This is a genomic window from Microbacterium sp. AB (genome assembly GCF_032878875.1).
Lineage (GTDB): Bacteria > Actinomycetota > Actinomycetes > Actinomycetales > Microbacteriaceae > Microbacterium > Microbacterium betulae.
This window is the reverse complement of record NZ_CP118157.1, coordinates 2136228-2153299: the sequence shown is the minus strand read 5'-3', so window position 1 is coordinate 2153299 and position 17072 is coordinate 2136228. Positions and strand designations below refer to the sequence as shown.

Sequence of the window (17072 nt, the reverse complement as noted above, 5' to 3'; positions counted from 1 at the left end):
GAAGCATGCAGACGACACGGAGCGTGCGCCCCTTCGAGGTGGTCAGCGAGTACATGCCCAGCGGCGACCAGCCCAAGGCCATCGCCGAGCTCGCCGGCCGCATCAACGCGGGCGAGACGGACGTCGTGCTGCTCGGCGCGACGGGCACGGGCAAGTCCGCGACGACGGCGTGGCTCGTGGAGCAGGTCCAGCGCCCCACGCTCGTGCTCGCGCACAACAAGACGCTCGCCGCCCAGCTCGCGAACGAGTTCCGCGACCTCATGCCCCACAACGCCGTGGAGTACTTCGTCTCGTACTACGACTACTACCAGCCCGAGGCGTACGTCCCCCAGACCGACACCTTCATCGAGAAGGACTCGTCGATCAACTCCGAGGTCGAGCGGCTGCGGCACTCGACGACGAACTCGCTCCTCAGCCGCCGCGACGTCGTCGTGGTGAGCACCGTGTCGTGCATCTACGGCCTCGGGTCGCCCGAGGAGTACCTGCGGGCCCTCGTCGCGCTGCAGGTGGGGGAGCGCTACGACCGCGACGCGATCATCCGCCAGTTCGTGGCGATGCAGTACAACCGGAACGACGTCGACTTCTCGCGCGGCAACTTCCGCGTGCGCGGCGACACGATCGAGATCATCCCCGTCTACGAGGAGTTCGCCATCCGCATCGAGCTCTTCGGAGACGAGATCGAGGCGCTGTACAAGCTGCATTCGCTCACGGGCGAGGTCATCGAGCGGATGGACGCGGTCGCGATCTTCCCCGCGACGCACTACGCGGCCGGCACCGACACGGTGCAGCGGGCGATCAAGACCATCGAGGAGGAGCTCGCCGAGCGCCTGCAGGAGTTCGAGCGCCAGGGCAAGCTCCTCGAGGCGCAGCGGCTGAGGATGCGCACGACCTTCGACCTCGAGATGCTGCAGCAGCTCGGCTTCTGCTCGGGCATCGAGAACTACTCGCGTCATCTCGACGGACGCGAGGCGGGCGAGCCGCCGCACACGCTGCTCGACTTCTTCCCCGACGACTTCCTCCTCGTGATCGACGAGTCGCACGTGACCGTTCCGCAGATCGGGGCCATGTACGAGGGCGACGCGTCGCGCAAGCGCACCCTCGTCGAGCACGGCTTCCGGCTCCCGAGCGCCATGGACAACAGGCCCCTGCGATGGGACGAGTTCAAGCAGCGCATCGGCCAGACGGTGTACCTCTCGGCGACCCCCGGGAAGTACGAGATGGGCATCGCCGACGGCGTCGTCGAGCAGATCATCCGGCCGACCGGCCTCGTCGATCCCGAGATCGTCGTCAAGCCCTCGAAGGGCCAGATCGACGACCTGCTCGAGCAGATCCGCCTGCGGGTGGAGCGCGACGAGCGCGTGCTCGTCACGACGCTGACGAAGAAGATGTCGGAGGAGCTCACCGACTTCCTCGGCGAGCACGGAGTGCGCGTGCGCTACCTCCACTCCGACGTCGACACGCTGCGTCGCGTCGAGCTGCTCACGGAGCTGCGCCAGGGGGTCTACGACGTGCTCGTCGGCATCAACCTGCTGCGCGAGGGGCTCGATCTGCCGGAGGTGTCGCTCGTGGCGATCCTCGACGCCGACAAGGAGGGCTTCCTGCGCTCGGGGACCTCGCTCATCCAGACGATCGGACGCGCGGCGCGCAACGTCGCCGGCCAGGTGCACATGTACGCCGACAACATGACCGACTCGATGCGAGGCGCGATCGAGGAGACCGAGCGTCGTCGTGAGATCCAGATCGCCTACAACCGCGAGCACGGCGTCGACCCCCAGCCGCTGCGCAAGAGGATCGCCGACATCACGGACTCCCTGGTGCGCGAGGAGGCCGACACGGCGAGCCTGCTCTCACAGCGCGATGCCGCCCGCAACAAGTCCGGCAAGGGCAAGGGGAAGGCGCCGACGCCCCTGCGCAGGCACGAGGGCATCGCCGCGGAGGGCGCGAACCAGCTGGAGGGGACGATCGCCGATCTCACCCAGCAGATGCTCGTGGCCGCCGAGGAGCTGAAGTTCGAGCTCGCCGCGCGCCTCCGCGACGAGGTGCAGGATCTGAAGCGCGAGCTCCGGCAGATGGAGAAGGCCGGCCACGCGTAGGGCCGTCGCCCGTCGCCTCCGCGGTCTCCCGCGCGCGGATCTTCGAATCCGCTGGGCGAAATGGTCGAACAAACGTCCAGATGTCCGCGACCCTCCCTAGGATTGATCCGTGCCCATCATCCCTGTCGCCTCGCCCGGAAAGATCAGTGTCCGCGGTGCCCGCGTGCACAATCTCAAGAACGTCGACCTCGACATCCCCCGCGACTCCCTCGTCGTGTTCACCGGCCTGTCCGGCTCGGGGAAGTCGAGCCTCGCTTTCGACACGATCTTCGCGGAGGGCCAGCGCCGCTACGTCGAGTCCCTCAGCGCGTACGCGCGCCAGTTCCTGGGCCAGGTCGACCGTCCCGACGTCGACCTCATCGAGGGGCTGAGCCCGGCGGTCTCCATCGACCAGAAGTCGACGAACCGCAACCCGCGCTCGACGGTCGGCACGATCACCGAGATCTACGACTACCTGCGTCTGTTGTGGGCGCGCATCGGCGTGCCGCACTGCCCCGAGTGCGGCGCGAGGATCCAGCGTCAGACGGTCCAGCAGATCGCCGACCGGCTCATGACGTTGGAGGACGGAACGCGCTACCAGATCGTCGCGCCCGTCGTCTCGCAGAAGAAGGGCGAGTTCGTCGACCTCTTCCAGGAGCTCGCGGCGAAGGGCTACTCCCGTGCGATCGTGGACGGCGACCTCGTGCAGCTCGCCGAGCCGCCGACGCTCAAGAAGTCGTACAAGCACGACATCGCGGTCGTCGTCGACCGGCTCGTCGCGCGCGGCGACATCCTCGGGCGCGTGACCGATTCCGTCGAGACGGCTCTGGGCCTGGCGGGCGGCGTGCTCCAGGTGAACTTCGTCGACGAGGAGGGCGACGACGCCTGGCAGTCGTTCTCCGAGCGGCTCGCGTGCCCCAACGGGCACCCGATCCAGCTGACCGAGATCGAGCCTCGCACCTTCTCGTTCAACGCGCCGTTCGGCGCGTGCCCCGCGTGCTCCGGCCTCGGGACGCGGATGTCCGTCGACGTCGAGCTCATGCTCGGAGACGAGGACCTCTCGATCCGCGAGGGCGTCATCGTGCCGTGGACGACGCAGGGCAAGGGCCTCTTCCAGTACTACGAGCGCCTGCTCGAGGGACTCGCGGACGAGATGGCCTTCTCGCTCGACACGCCGTGGCGGGCGCTGCCGCAGATCGTGCGCGAGTCGATCCTCCACGGACAGGACTACAAGGTCAACGTGCGCTTCAAGAACCGCTGGGGGCGCGAGGTGCGCTATGCGAGCGGATTCGAGGGCGTCGTGCCCTACATCGAGCGCCAGTACGCGCAGGCCGAGACGGACACGACGCGCGCGCGATGGGCCGAGTACCTGCGCGAGGTGCCGTGCCCCGTGTGCGACGGCGCCCGGCTGAAGCCCGAGGTGCTCGCGGTCAAGGTCGACGGCCGCTCCATCGCCGAGACCGCGGAGCTCAGCCTCGAGGACACCTTCTCGATGATGAACGACGTCGTGCTGAGCGACCGCGAGCAGCAGATCGCCGCGCAGATCCTGCGCGAGATCCGCGTCCGCCTCGAGTTCCTCATCCGGGTCGGCCTCAACTACCTCACGCTGAGCCGCGCCGCCGGCTCGCTCTCGGGCGGCGAGGCCCAGCGCATCCGCCTCGCGACGCAGATCGGCACGGGCCTCACGGGCGTCCTCTACGTGCTCGACGAGCCGTCGATCGGCCTGCACCAGCGCGACAACCGCCGGCTCATCGAGACGCTCGTCGCCCTGCGCGACCTCGGCAACACGCTCGTCGTCGTCGAGCACGACGAGGAGACGATCGAGGCCTCCGACTGGGTCGTCGACATCGGGCCGCGCGCGGGCGTCGAGGGCGGCGAGGTCATCCACTCGGGCCCGTTCGAGGCGCTCGTGGGAGACGAGCGCTCGCTCACGGGCGACTTCCTGTCCGGACGCCGCACGATCGAGACGCCGAGGAAGCGCCGCAGGATCGACAAAAAGCGCATGCTCTCCGTCGTGGGCGCTCGCGCCAACAACCTCCGCAACGTCACGGCGGACTTCCCGCTGGGCGTGTTCACGGCGGTCACCGGCGTGAGCGGGTCCGGCAAGTCGACGCTCGTGAACGACATCCTCTACGAGGTGCTCGCGCAGCGCCTCAACGGCGCCCGGACCGTGCCGGGGAAGCACACGCGCGTGACGGGGCTCGAGCACCTCGACAAGGTCGTGCACGTCGACCAGGCGCCCATCGGCCGCACGCCGCGGTCGAACCCCGCCACCTATACGGGCGTGTTCGACCGCATCCGCAATCTCTTCGCCGACACGCCCGAGGCCAAGGTGCGCGGCTACAAGGCCGGGCGCTTCAGCTTCAACGTCAAGGGGGGCCGCTGCGAGGCGTGCTCGGGCGACGGCACGCTGAAGATCGAGATGAACTTCCTCCCCGACGTGTACGTGGACTGCGAGGTGTGCCACGGCAAGCGGTACAACCGCGACACGCTGCAGGTGCACTACAAGGGCAAGAACATCGCCGAGGTCCTCGAGATGTCCATCGCCGAGGCCGAGGAGTTCTTCGAGCCCATCCAGGCCATCCACCGCTACATGAAGACCCTCGTCGACGTCGGTCTCGGCTACGTGCGGCTCGGCCAGGCGGCGACGACGCTCTCCGGCGGCGAGGCGCAGCGCGTCAAGCTCGCGACGGAGCTTCAGAAGCGCAGCAACGGCCGCTCCGTCTACGTGCTGGACGAGCCGACGACCGGCCTGCACTTCGAGGACGTCCGCAAGCTGCTGGAGGTGCTGGGAGGGCTCGTCGAGAAGGGCAACAGCGTCATCGTCATCGAGCACAACCTCGACGTCATCAAGTCGGCCGACTGGGTCGTCGACCTGGGCCCGGAGGGCGGGTCGGGCGGCGGCACGATCGTCGCAGCGGGCACGCCCGAGCAGGTCGCGAAGGTCGAGGAGAGCCACACCGGCGCGTTCCTCGCCGAGGTCCTCGGGACGGCCGAACGGCGTCGCAAGGCCAGCTGAGATGGCCGACCAGCTTCCCTACAAGCCGAAGGCGGGGGAGATCCCCACCAATCCGGGGGTCTACCGTTTCCGCGACGCCCGAGGGCGGGTGCTCTACGTCGGCAAGGCGAAGAACCTCCGCCAGCGACTGTCGAACTACTTCGCTCCGCTGCACACGCTGCACGAGCGGACGAGGCGGATGGTGACGACGGCCTCGTCGGTCGAGTGGACGGTCGTGCCGACCGACGTCGACTCGCTGCAGCTCGAGTACCAGTGGATCAAGGAGTTCGATCCGCCGTTCAACGTCCGCTACAAGGACGACAAGTCGTACCCGTTCCTCGCGATCACGCTGGCGGACGAGGCGCCGCGCGTCATGGTGACGCGCAACCGCCGCATCCCGGGGGCGAAGTACTTCGGGCCGTACCCGAAGGTGTGGGCGGTGCGCGACACGATCGACCTCATGATCAAGGTGTTCCCCATCCGCACCTGCAGCGACGCCTCCTACAAGCGGGCCATGCAGACGGGCAGACCGTGCTTCCCCGGCCAGATCGGCAAATGCGGCGGGCCCTGCTCGCACCGGGTGACGATCGCCGAGCACCGCGCGATCGTCGACGACTTCATCGCGTTCATGAACGGCGGCGACGAGCGCTTCACGCGCGAGCTCACGGCGCGGATGAGGGAGGCGGCCGCGGCGATGGACTACGAGCAGGCCGCGCTCTACCGAGACCGGCTCGCGTCGATCGACGCCGTGCTGAGCAAGAGCGCGCTCGTGCTGCCGGACGACGTCGACGCCGACCTCTTCGGCGTCGCCGAGGACGAGCTCTCCGCCGCCGTGCACCAGTTCGTCATCCGCGGAGGACGGGTGCGCGGCGTGCACTCGACGACCATCGACAAGGAGCTCGACATCTCCGGGCCCGACCTCGTCGACCGGATCCTGCAACGCGCCTACGGCGACGCGACGGCCGCGGACGTGCCGCTCCGGGTGCTCGTGCCGGTCCTGCCTCCCGATGCGTCCCAGGTCGAGGAGTGGCTCGCCGCGAAGCGCGGAAGGCGCGTCGAGGTGCTCGTCGCGCAGCGCGGCCAGCGGGCGGAGCTCATGCGCAACGCCACGCTCAACGCGCAGCAGGCGCTCCTGCGGCACAAGACCCGCCGTACGAGCGATTACGCCGCCCGGTCGCAGGCGCTCGGCGACCTCCAGGAGGCGCTGGGGATGGAAGAGGCGCCGCTGCGGATCGAGTGCTACGACATCTCCCACCTGCAGGGCACGAACGTGGTCGCGTCGATGGTGGTCTTCGAGGACGGGCTCCCTCGCAAGGACCAGTATCGCTCGTTCTCGATCGCCGAGACGACGGACGACACCGACTCGATGCATCAGGTGCTGACGCGGCGCCTCGCGCACCTCGACCGGCCCGAGGAGACCGAGCCCGATGCGGCCGACGTCGCCACGAGCGACGCCGACGGCGTCGTGACGGCACCTGCCAGGCGGCGCCGCTTCGCCTACCCGCCTCAGCTGCTCGTCGTCGACGGCGGTCAGCCGCAGGTCGCCGCGGCCGCGCGCGCGCTGCGCGAGTCGGGACACGACGAGATCGCCCTGTGCGGCATCGCGAAGCGCCTCGAGGAGCTGTGGCTGCCGGGGGAGGACTATCCGGTCATCCTCCCGCGGGCGTCGGAGGCCCTCTATCTCGTGCAGCGGCTGCGCGACGAGGCGCATCGCTTCGCCATCACCCACCAGCGCCGCCGCCGGGGCCGCGACATCCGCACCGTGCTCAGCGAGGTCCCCGGCCTGGGCGACGCGCGCATCCGTGCCCTGCTGCGTCACTTCGGCTCCGTCGCCGCGCTCCGCGAGGGCACGATCGCGCAGATCGAGGAGCTCCCCGGCATCGGCCCCAAGCTCGCGGCGACGGTCTTCGAGCACCTGCACCGCGACGATCCGGTGTCACGGGAGCCCGCCGTCGGCACGGCGGGAGCGGATGATCGGTAGGCTGACCGCGATGGCTGACACAGCGGGCGAGGTCCTGATCGTCACGGGGATGAGCGGCGCCGGCCGCTCGACGGTCGCGAACGCCCTCGAGGACCTCGACTGGTACGTCGTCGACAACCTTCCGCCGCAGATGCTGCGGCCCCTGCTCGATCTGTCGTCCCGGCTCGGCGACCAGCTGCCGCGCGTCGCCGCCGTCGTCGACGTGCGCGGCCGCGACCTCTTCTCCGAGCTGCCGGCCGCGACGCGGGCGCTGCGCGAGCGCAACAACCTGCGGGTGATCTTCCTCGACGCCTCCGACGAGGTGCTCGTGAGGCGTTTCGAGGCGGTGCGGCGGCCCCACCCGCTCCAGGGCGACGGGACCCTCCTGGACGGCATCCGGCGCGAACGCGACGTCCTCGCTCCCGTGAAGGAGAACGCGGACATCATCATCGACACGTCCGTCTACAACATCCATCAGCTCGCGACGCACGTGAACGACCTGCTGCACGAGGAGGGCGCGCCGCGCCACCGCGTCACGGTCATGAGCTTCGGGTTCAAGTACGGGGTCCCTCCCGACGCCGATCTCGTCGCGGACATGCGGTTCCTGCCGAACCCCTACTGGAACGACGAGCTGCGCCACCTCACGGGGCAGGACGCCGCGGTGAGCGAGGAGGTCCTGGGGCAGGAGGGCGCGCAGGAGTTCCTCGACGCCTACGTCGCGGCGCTCGCACCCGTGCTGTCGGGCTACCAGCGCGAGAACAAGAGCCATTCGACCGTCGCCGTCGGGTGCACCGGGGGGAAGCACCGTTCGGTCGCCATGGCACTGGCGCTGGCCGATCGTCTGAAGGACGTCCCGGGGGTCGCGGTTCGCGTCCGCCACCGCGATCTCGGACGGGAGTGACCACCGTGCCGCCCGCGCCATAACCCGGCCTGCTGGGAGTTCGCACCCGGAGGAACGGGGAGTGCGGTCGCTAAGCTTGGTCCTCGCGCCAAAAGAGGCGAGTCGCCGTTTTCGAGAGTGGGGAAATCCGTGTCACTGACCGCCGATGTCAAGGCAGAGCTGATCACCGTCAGGGACCCTCGTCCTTCGGTTCGGATCGCCGAGACGACGGCGCTGCTGCGGTTCTCCGGCGGTCTGCACTCCATCGCGGGGCGGGTCGCCGTCGAGGCGGAGCTCGACTCGCCGCACCTCGCCCGTCGCGTCGCGCGCGACATCGCCGAGATCTACGGCGTGCGCCCCGAGATCGCGCACATCCAGGGCTCCGGGTCTCGCGACGGGGAGCACTTCGCCGTGCGCGTCGTGGACGGCGGCGAGACGCTGGCCCGTCAGACGGGCCTGCTCGACCAGCGCCGCCGGCCCGTGCGCGGGCTGCCGAACCGGCTCACCACCGGGACGCGCGACGATCTCGCGGCGATCTGGCGCGGCGCCTTCCTCGGAGCGGGCAGCCTCTCCGAGCCCGGCCGGTCCGCGTCGCTCGACATCGTGTGCCCCACGAACGAGGCGGGCATGGCCATCGTCGGCGCGGCGGGCCGCATCGGCATCTCCGCCAAGGCGCGCGACGTGCGCGGCGTCCCGCGCGTCGTCATCCGCGAGGCCGACGGCATCCGCGGCATGCTCCAGGCGATCGGCGCCGTGAGGGTCGCGGCCGACTGGGACCAGATGCGTCAGCGCCGCGAGGTGCGCGCGGGCGTCAACCGGCTCGTGAACTTCGACGACGCGAACCTCCGCCGGTCCGCCCAGGCGGCCGTGGCGGCCTGCGCGCGCGTCGAGCGCGCGCTGGAGATCCTCGGCGACGACGTCCCCGACCACCTTCGCGAAGCGGGCGACCTGCGCCTCGCCCATCGTGAGGCGAGCCTCGACGAGCTCGGCCACTACGCCGACCCGCCGCTGACCAAGGACGCCGTCGCCGGCCGCATCCGCCGGCTCCTCGCGATGGCCGACAAGCGCGCGGAGCAGGACGGCGTGCCGGGCACGCAGGCCGCGGTGCCCGCCGGCGCGGAATAGCGGCGGCCGCGGACGGCCGGCGGTCGCCGGGCCGGGTGTGTGTCGGCAGACGACGTCCCGCCCGCCCGCGGGCCGGCGTGCGTCGTTAGGATTGCGCCAGAGCTCCTCTCGCCGACGCGGGGGGACGACCCGCAACACGCGTCGCGTCGCGACGCACGACAGATGGGAAGAACGACGCATGGCGAAGTACACGCTCCCTGAGCTCCCGTACGACTACGCAGCCCTCGAGCCGCACATCAGTGCGACGATCACCGAGCTGCACCACGACAAGCATCACGCGACCTACGTCGCGGGTGCCAACACGGCGCTCGAGCAGCTCGCCGCTGCCCGCGAGTCGGGTGATTTCGGCACCATCAACAAGCTCGAGAAGGACCTCGCGTTCAACCTCGGCGGTCACACGAACCACTCCATCTGGTGGACGAACCTCTCGCCGGACGGCGGCGACAAGCCCACGGGCGAGCTCGAGTCGGCCGTGACCGACCACTTCGGCTCCTTCGACAAGTTCCAGGCGCAGTTCACCGCGGCGGCGCTCGGCGTCCAGGGCTCCGGCTGGGCCGGTCTGTTCTGGGACTCGATCGGCGAGAACCTCATCATCCAGCAGTTCTTCGACCAGCAGTCGCAGTTCGCGGCGGGCACGGTGCCGCTCCTGCTCCTCGACGTCTGGGAGCACGCGTACTACCTCGACTACAAGAACGTCCGCGCCGACTACGTCAAGGCGTTCTGGAACATCGTGAACTGGGCGAACGTGCAGGAGCGATTCTCCACCGCCCGCGAGAAGACCTCCGGTCTCCTGGTAGCGTCGTAGGTGACAGGATCGTCCGCGGCGGGGTGCGAGCCCGCTGCGGACGGTCGTCACCCGACAGCGCCTGTGCGGGCGCGCAATCGAATCTCAGGAGAAGACCAAGTGTCTGTTCGGATCGGAATCAACGGCTTCGGTCGCATCGGCCGCAACTACCTCCGCGCGGCTCTCGCGCAGGGCGCAGACCTCGAGATCGTGGCGGTCAACGACCTCACGGACAACAAGACCCTCGCCCACCTGCTGAAGTACGACTCGATCCTCGGCGTCCTCGACGAGGACGTCACGTACGACGAGTCGTCGATCACGGTCGGCGGTCGCAAGATCGCCGCGCTGGCGGAGCGCGACCCCGCCGCCCTCCCGTGGGGCGAGCTGGGCGTCGACATCGTCATCGAGTCGACCGGTCGCTTCACCAAGGCCGACGACGCCCGCAAGCACATCGAGGGCGGCGCGAAGAAGGTCCTCATCTCGGCTCCGGCCAAGGGCGAGGACGCGACCTTCGTCATCGGTGCCAACGAGCACCTGTACGACCCCGAGAACCACCACATCATCTCGAACGCCTCGTGCACCACGAACTGCCTCGCACCCCTGGCCAAGGTGTTCAACGACACCTTCGGCATCGTCCGCGGCCTCATGACGACGGTGCACGCGTACACCGCCGACCAGAACCTGCAGGACGGCCCGCACTCCGACCTGCGTCGCGCCCGAGCCGCCGCGCTGAACATCGTCCCGACCTCGACGGGCGCCGCGAAGGCCATCGGCCTCGTGCTGCCGGAGCTCAAGGGCAAGCTCGACGGGTTCGCGCTGCGCGTGCCCGTTCCCACCGGTTCGATCACCGACCTCACGGTGGAGACCGAGCGCGAGCTGACGATCGACGAGATCAACGCCGCCTACAAGGAGGCCGCAGAGGGTCCGCTCAAGGGCATCCTCAAGTACACCGAGGACGAGATCGTCTCGAGCGACATCACCCACGACCCGCACTCGTCGATCTTCGACTCGGGTCTGCTCCGCGTGAACGGCACCCAGGTCAAGCTGTCGGCCTGGTACGACAACGAGTGGGGCTACTCGAACCGCCTCGTGGACCTCACCGAGCTCGTCGCCTCGAAGCTCTGATCCGACGAAACGTTCCTTGGAAGCCCGTCGGCGTGTGGTGGTCTCCACCCGTGCCGGCGGGCTTCCGCCGGTAGATTGAGAAAAGATGTCTCTGCGAACACTTGATACCCTCGGCCCTCTGGCCGGGAAGCGCGTCATCATCCGATGCGACTTCAACGTCCCCCTGAAAGACGGCGTCATCACGGATGACGGCCGCCTCCGCGCGTCGCTTCCGACGCTGAACGCCCTGCTCGACGCGGGCGCACGCGTCGTCGCGGTGTCGCACCTGGGCCGCCCCAAGGGCGAGCCCGATCCCCAGTACAGCCTGAAGCCGGTCGCCGGCCGTCTCTCCGAGCTGCTCGGCAGGCCCGTCGCCTTCGCCTCCGACACCGTGGGTGACTCGGCGCACGAGACCGCCGACGCGCTCGAGGACGGGCAGCTCGCGGTGCTGGAGAACCTGCGCTTCAACGCGGGGGAGACCGCGAAGGACGACGCCGAGCGCCGGTCCTTCGCCGCCAGCCTGGCGGAGCTGGGCGACGTGCTCGTCTCCGACGGCTTCGGCGTCGTGCACCGCAAGCAGGCGAGCGTCTACGACCTCGCGAAGCTGCTTCCGAGCGCTGCCGGCCTCCTCATCGCGGCCGAGCTCGACGTGCTCGACACGCTGACGGAGAACCCCGTACGGCCCTACACGGTCGTGCTCGGCGGCTCGAAGGTCTCCGACAAGCTGGGCGTCATCGACCACCTCCTGCCGCGCGTCGACCGCATCCTGATCGGCGGCGGCATGCTCTTCACCTTCCTCGCCGCCCAGGGGCACAAGGTGGCCGCGAGCCTGCTCGAGGCGGATCAGATCGAGACGGCCAAGGGCTACATCGAGGCGGCGAAGGAGAAGGGCGTCGAGCTCATCCTGCCGACCGACGTCGTGGTGGCCTCGGCCTTCGGCGCCGACGCGGAGCATGTCGTGACGTCCGCCGACGCGATCGAGGAGACGCCGTTCGGCGCATCCGGGCTCGGTCTCGACATCGGGCCCGAGACGGCGGCCGCCTTCGCCGCCGCGATCCGTGCGTCCAAGACCGTCTTCTGGAACGGCCCCATGGGCGTGTTCGAGCTCGCGCCCTTCGCCGCGGGCACGAAGGCGATCGCGCAGGCGCTCACAGAGGTCGACGGGCTGAGCGTCGTCGGTGGCGGCGATTCGGCCGCCGCCGTTCGCCAGCTCGGCTTCGCCGACTCCGCCTTCGGTCACATCTCGACCGGCGGCGGCGCCAGCCTCGAGTTCCTCGAGGGCAAGAAACTCCCCGGCCTGGAGGTGCTCGGATGGGCGTGAACGCACGAACCCCGCTGATCGCGGGCAACTGGAAGCTGAACCTCGACCACCTGCAGGCGGTCGCGCTCGTGCAGAAGCTGCACTGGGCGCTCAAGGATGCGGGGCACGAGGAGGGCAGCGTGGACGTCGCGGTGTTCCCGCCGTTCACCGACCTGCGCAGCGTGCAGACGCTGCTCGACGCCGACAAGATCCCCTTCCTGCTCGGCGCGCAGGACCTCTCCACTCACGACGACGGCGCCTACACGGGCGAGATCTCCGGCGCGTTCCTCAAGAGGCTGAACGTGGCGCAGGTCATCATCGGGCACTCCGAGCGTCGTGAGTACCACGCCGAGACGGATGAGGTCGTCGCCGCGAAGGTGCAGGCGGCGCTGCGACACGGTCTCGTCCCGGTGATCTGCGTGGGCGAGACGAGCGAGGACCTCGAGAAGCACGGTGCGAGCGCCGTGCCCGTGGGGCAGCTCGAGAAGGCGCTGGCGGACGTGCCGGCCGGCGCCGACGTCGTCGTCGCCTACGAGCCCGTCTGGGCGATCGGCTCGGGCCAGGCCGCGACCCCGCAGCAGGCTCAGGAGGTCGCCGCGAAGCTCCGCGAGGTGGTCGCGGCGACGCTCGGCGCCGACACGGCGGCGAAGACGCGGGTGCTGTACGGCGGGTCGGTGAAGTCGTCGAACATCGCCAGCTTCATGCGCGAGCCCGATGTCGACGGCGCCCTCGTCGGAGGTGCGAGCCTCAAGGTCGACGAGTTCGCCGCGATCATCCGCTTCCAGAAGCACGTCGGCGTCTGACGCGTGACGGCCCGGACGCGCTCGCGTCCGGGCCGCATGCCGTCCGCCGTATAATGAACTCCTGTGCGGGGCCCTCCTCTCCCGCACTCACGAAAGGCTCTCCGTGGAAGTTCTCGAGTTCGTCCTCCAGGTGCTCCTGGGGATCACCAGCCTCCTGCTGACGCTGCTCATCCTGTTGCACAAGGGACGCGGCGGCGGCCTGTCCGACATGTTCGGCGGCGGGATGTCGCAGGCGGTCGGGTCGTCGGGCCTCGCCGAGCGCAATCTCAACTACCTCACGATCGTCCTCGCACTGGTCTGGTTCCTCGCGATCGTCGGCCTCGGCCTCATCACGAAGTTCCAGGTCATCTGATGGCCGTCGGAGGCAACGCGATCCGCGGAACCCGCGTCGGCTCCGGGCCCATGGGCGAGCAGGACCACGGGCATCAGGCCGACCGTCTCGCCGTCTCCTATTGGGATGCGCTCGGCAACGAGACGGTGCGCCACTACGCCGCCGATGTCGCCGAGGACGAGATCCCCGACATGATCGACCACCCCCATTCGGGGCTGCCCGCGGGGCGCGACAAGGACAACCCGCCGGAGATGTCCCGGAACGAGCCGTACAAGACGCACCTGGCCTACGTGAAGGAGCGCCGCACCGACGAGGAGGCGGAGGAGCTCCTCGGCGAGGCGCTGCAGAAGGTGCGCGAGCGCCGCGGTCAATAGCACGCGACAGACAGGAGGGCCCCGGGACATCGTGCCGGGGCCCTCCTGCGTCGCGACCCGGGTCAGTCGGGATCGATGAGGTCCTCTGGCACCTCGGCGGCTGCCGCCGCATCCGTGAAGACGAGCGTCTGCTCCGTGCCGTACGCGCCCGCGGCGGGCACGGACGAGTAGCTCGCCCCGGCCATGACGAGACCGAGCGCGGACGCCTTGTCGGCGCCGGCGAGCACCATCCACACCCGGGCGGAGCCGTTGATCACCGGCCGGGTGAAGGTCACGCGCTCCGGCGGCGGCTTCGGCGAGTCGCGGACCGCGAGCACCGTGCCGTCCGTCACGAGCACCTCGCCGCGATCGGGGAAGAGCGAGGCGACGTGACCGTCGGGCCCCACGCCCAGGAAGCAGACGTCGAAGGCCGGATAGGGCCTGTCGTCCGACTGCGCGAAGCGCGCGAGCTCCGCCGCGTACGCGGCGGCGGCGGCGTCGAGGGTGACCCCGTCATCCGACGCGGCGGGCTCATGGACGTTCTCCGCGGGCACGTCCAGCTGCGCGAGCAGCGCCGTCCGCGCCTGGCCCGCGTTGCGCTCGGGGTCCGCGCGCGGCACGAACCGCTCGTCGCTCCACCAGAAGTGCACGAGGGACCAGTCGATGTTGTCGCGCCAGGCGTGCCCGGCGGTCGCTCCGAGCACGGCGACGCCCATCGATCCGCCCGTGAGCGAGACGTGCACGGGGCGGCTCTGCTGCGTGAGCTGAGCGAGCAGGCCGACGAAGCGGTTGGCGACGTTCTCCCCGAGTGCCGCCTTGTCGGGCTGGACGACGACGCGGGTGTCTGCCGCGGTCATCGGGACTCGTCCTCCGAGGGCGGGCCGAGGCGTTCCCAGGCATCGGTGAGGATGCGGCCGTAGAGCAGGTCGGGGTCGAGGCGGCGGAGCTCCTCGGCGATGCACTCGCGCAGTGACCGTCGGGGGAGGAGGAGGATGTGGTCGGGCTGTCCCGGCTGGGTGAGCTTCGCGTGCGACTCGCTCGTGCGTTCCAGGACGATGTCGCCGGACGCCCTCCTGAGGACGACCGAGCGGATGCCGTGGTCCCAGGTCTCGGGCGTCTCGTAACGCCAGTCGACGGGGACGTCCAGTGCGAGTCCCAGCCACGCGGCGAGCAGCGCCGTGGAGGGCGATGTGGACGCGCCGCGCACCTCGACGGCCGTGACGGGCTCGTACGGGGGCTGGTCGAGGACGGCGGCGAGCTGCTCGCGCCAGCGGGTGAGGCGTGTCCAGGCGAGATCCGTGTCGCCGGGTGTGTAGACGAGCCCCAGCTGCGTGAAGCGGTCGGGGGCGTAGGGCGCCGTGGAGGTGTCGGTGATGCGGCGCTGGGCGATGCGGCCGAGGGGGTCTTTGCCGGGGCGCGACGGCGGCTCCTTCGGCCACCAGACCACGACGGGGGCATCCGGCAGGAGAAGGCCGGTGATGAGGGTCTCCTCGTTGCTCGCCGCGGGGCCGTGGGCCCGGAGGACGACGACCTCGCTCGCGCCGGCGTCGCCGCCCACGCGGATCTCGGCGTCGAGCCGCGCCGGGCCGGGTGAGTCGGTGACGAGCACGATGACGCGCATCGGGTGCTCGCGGGAGGCGTCGTTGGCGGCGTCGACGACGGCCTCGTCGAGGGTGTGCTTCGACTTGATCACGAGTGTCAGGACGCGGCCGAGGGCGACGGCGCCGCCCTCTTCGCGGACCGAGACGAGCTTGCGGGCGATCTCGCTGACGCTGGTGTCGGGCAGATCGATGATCACGGGCGCCTCCAGACGCGGCCGTCGCGGGCGAGGAGGGCGTCGGCGGATGCCGGCCCCCAGGAGCCGGAGTCGTACTGCTCGACGGGCTCGTCGAGCGTCGCCCAGTACTCCTCGACGGGGTCGAGGATGCGCCAGGACTGTTCGACCTCCTCCTGCCGGGGGAACAGCGGAGGGTCGCCGAGGAGGACGTCGAGGATGAGGCGCTCGTACGCCTCGGGGCTCGCCTCGGTGAAGGCGTGCCCGTAGCCGAAGTCCATCGTCACGTCGCGGACGTGGGTGCCGGTGCCGGGGACCTTCGATCCGAAGCGCAACGTCACGCCTTCGTCGGGCTGGACGCGGATGACGAGCGCGTTCTGTCCGAGCTCGCTCGTCTCGCCGCGGGAGAACAGGTGCTCCGGGGTGCGCTTGAACACGACCGCGATCTCCGTCACACGGCGTCCGAGGCGCTTGCCCGTCCGCACGTAGAAGGGCACGCCGGCCCAGCGGCGCGTGTTGATCTCGAGCTTGATGGCGGCGTACGTCTCGGTGCGCGAGTCGGGGCTCATCCCGTCCTCGTCGAGGAATCCCGTGACCTGCTTGCCGCCCTGCCAGCCGCCCGCGTACTGGCCGCGCGCGGTGGCGGTAGCGAGATCGTCGGGGAGGGTGACGGCGGCGAGCACCTTCTCCTTCTCGGCGCGCAGGTGCTCGGCCGACAGGCTGAGGGGCTCCTCCATCGCGGTGAGGGCGAGCAGCTGGAGGAGGTGGTTCTGGATGACGTCGCGCGCGGCGCCGACGCCGTCGTAGTATCCGGCGCGACCGCTCACGCCGATGTCCTCCGCCATCGTGATCTGCACGTGGTCGACGTAGTTGCGGTTCCAGATCGGCTCGTACAGCTCGTTGGCGAACCGCAGGGCGAGGATGTTCTGGACCGTCTCCTTGCCGAGGTAGTGGTCGATGCGGAAGATCGAGTCCGCGGGGAACGCCGCCTCCAGGGCGTCGTTCAGCTCCCGGGCCGACTCGAGGTCGTGGCCGAAGGGCTTCTCGATGACCACGCGCCGCCAGCGGGTGTCGTCCGGCTTGTCGTCGACGAGGCCCGACTCCAGCAGCTGCTGAGCGACGACGGGGAACGACTTCGGTGGGATCGACAGGTAGAACGCGTGGTTGCCCATCGTGCCGCGGTCCACGTCGAGGGCGTCGACCGTCTCGCGGAGCCGCCGGAACGCGGCGGGATCGTCGAACTGCCCCTGGACGAAACGGATCCCCTGGACGAGCTGCTCCCACGTCTCCTCGCGGAACTCGGTGCGCGCATGCTGCTTCACCGCGTCCCGCACGATGTTGGCGAAGTCCTCGTCGTCCCACTCGCGTCGCGCGAAGCCCACGAGCGCGAAGCCCGGAGGGAGCAGGCCGCGGTTGGCGAGGTCGTACACGGCGGGCATGAGCTTCTTGCGCGACAGGTCGCCCGTCACGCCGAAGATGACCAGGGCGCTGGGCCCGGCGATCCGGCTGAGGCGACGGTCATCGGGATCGCGCAACGGATTCACGCCGCGCGAGATGGTGACGGTCATGGAAAGGGGAACTCCTCTTC

14 protein-coding genes are annotated in these 17072 nt (G+C 69.9%); 11 read left to right on the top strand and 3 right to left on the bottom strand.

Going from position 1 to position 17072, the window contains the following annotated elements:
• The first annotated feature begins 5 nt into the window (after window positions 1–5).
• The 11 genes from uvrB to N8K70_RS10145 all read left to right on the top strand — a co-directional run bounded on the left by uvrB (window position 6) and on the right by N8K70_RS10145 (window position 13731).
• Complete coding sequence (gene uvrB / locus N8K70_RS10195) at window positions 6–2093, top strand: excinuclease ABC subunit UvrB (RefSeq protein ID WP_317138235.1); 2088 nt, start codon at window positions 6–8, stop codon at window positions 2091–2093.
• Window positions 2094–2202: 109 nt separating this feature from the next.
• A complete protein-coding gene (gene uvrA / locus N8K70_RS10190) occupies window positions 2203–5091 on the top strand; it encodes an excinuclease ABC subunit UvrA (protein WP_317138234.1) in 2889 nt (962 codons plus the stop codon).
• 1 nt (window position 5092) lies between these two features.
• A complete protein-coding gene (gene uvrC / locus N8K70_RS10185) occupies window positions 5093–7051 on the top strand; it encodes an excinuclease ABC subunit UvrC (RefSeq protein WP_317138233.1) in 1959 nt (652 codons plus the stop codon).
• Between the two features lie 10 nt (window positions 7052–7061).
• Window positions 7062–7931, top strand: a complete 870-nt coding sequence (gene rapZ, locus N8K70_RS10180) for an RNase adapter RapZ (protein ID WP_317138232.1) — start codon at window positions 7062–7064, stop codon at window positions 7929–7931.
• Between the two features lie 129 nt (window positions 7932–8060).
• Window positions 8061–9035, top strand: coding sequence for a DNA-binding protein WhiA (gene whiA / locus N8K70_RS10175; RefSeq protein WP_317138231.1), 975 nt, complete (start codon window positions 8061–8063; stop codon window positions 9033–9035).
• 178 nt (window positions 9036–9213) lie between these two features.
• Entirely contained in the window at window positions 9214–9840 is a 627-nt protein-coding gene (locus N8K70_RS10170) for a superoxide dismutase (RefSeq protein ID WP_317138230.1), read from the top strand.
• A gap of 99 nt (window positions 9841–9939) precedes the next feature.
• Window positions 9940–10944, top strand: coding sequence for a type I glyceraldehyde-3-phosphate dehydrogenase (gap, locus tag N8K70_RS10165; RefSeq protein ID WP_317138229.1), 1005 nt, complete (start codon window positions 9940–9942; stop codon window positions 10942–10944).
• An 85-nt stretch (window positions 10945–11029) separates the two neighbouring features.
• Window positions 11030–12244, top strand: a complete 1215-nt coding sequence (locus N8K70_RS10160) for a phosphoglycerate kinase (protein ID WP_317138228.1) — start codon at window positions 11030–11032, stop codon at window positions 12242–12244.
• Window positions 12235–13026 carry a triose-phosphate isomerase gene (gene tpiA, locus N8K70_RS10155; protein ID WP_317138227.1) on the top strand — a complete coding sequence of 264 codons (792 nt, stop codon included), beginning with the start codon at window positions 12235–12237 and terminating at the stop codon, window positions 13024–13026. Before N8K70_RS10160 ends, tpiA begins: the two co-directional genes overlap by 10 nt.
• 103 nt (window positions 13027–13129) lie before the next feature.
• Complete coding sequence (gene secG / locus N8K70_RS10150; protein WP_317138226.1) at window positions 13130–13378, top strand: preprotein translocase subunit SecG; 249 nt, start codon at window positions 13130–13132, stop codon at window positions 13376–13378.
• Entirely contained in the window at window positions 13378–13731 is a 354-nt protein-coding gene (locus tag N8K70_RS10145; RefSeq protein WP_317138225.1) for an RNA polymerase-binding protein RbpA, read from the top strand. The genes secG and N8K70_RS10145 overlap by 1 nt, the downstream gene beginning before the upstream one ends.
• A 62-nt stretch (window positions 13732–13793) precedes the next feature.
• Here N8K70_RS10145 and pgl read toward each other — a convergent pair whose 3' ends face one another.
• From pgl to zwf, 3 genes are read right to left on the bottom strand one after another with little or no spacing between them, the layout of a single operon-like run.
• Complete coding sequence (pgl, locus tag N8K70_RS10140; RefSeq protein ID WP_317138224.1) at window positions 13794–14567, bottom strand: 6-phosphogluconolactonase; 774 nt, start codon at window positions 14565–14567, stop codon at window positions 13794–13796.
• A complete protein-coding gene (locus N8K70_RS10135; RefSeq protein WP_317138223.1) occupies window positions 14564–15508 on the bottom strand; it encodes a glucose-6-phosphate dehydrogenase assembly protein OpcA in 945 nt (314 codons plus the stop codon). Before N8K70_RS10135 ends, pgl begins: the two co-directional genes overlap by 4 nt.
• Entirely contained in the window at window positions 15505–17052 is a 1548-nt protein-coding gene (gene zwf, locus N8K70_RS10130; protein ID WP_317138222.1) for a glucose-6-phosphate dehydrogenase, read from the bottom strand. The genes N8K70_RS10135 and zwf overlap by 4 nt, the downstream gene beginning before the upstream one ends.
• Window positions 17053–17072 lie beyond the last annotated feature (20 nt).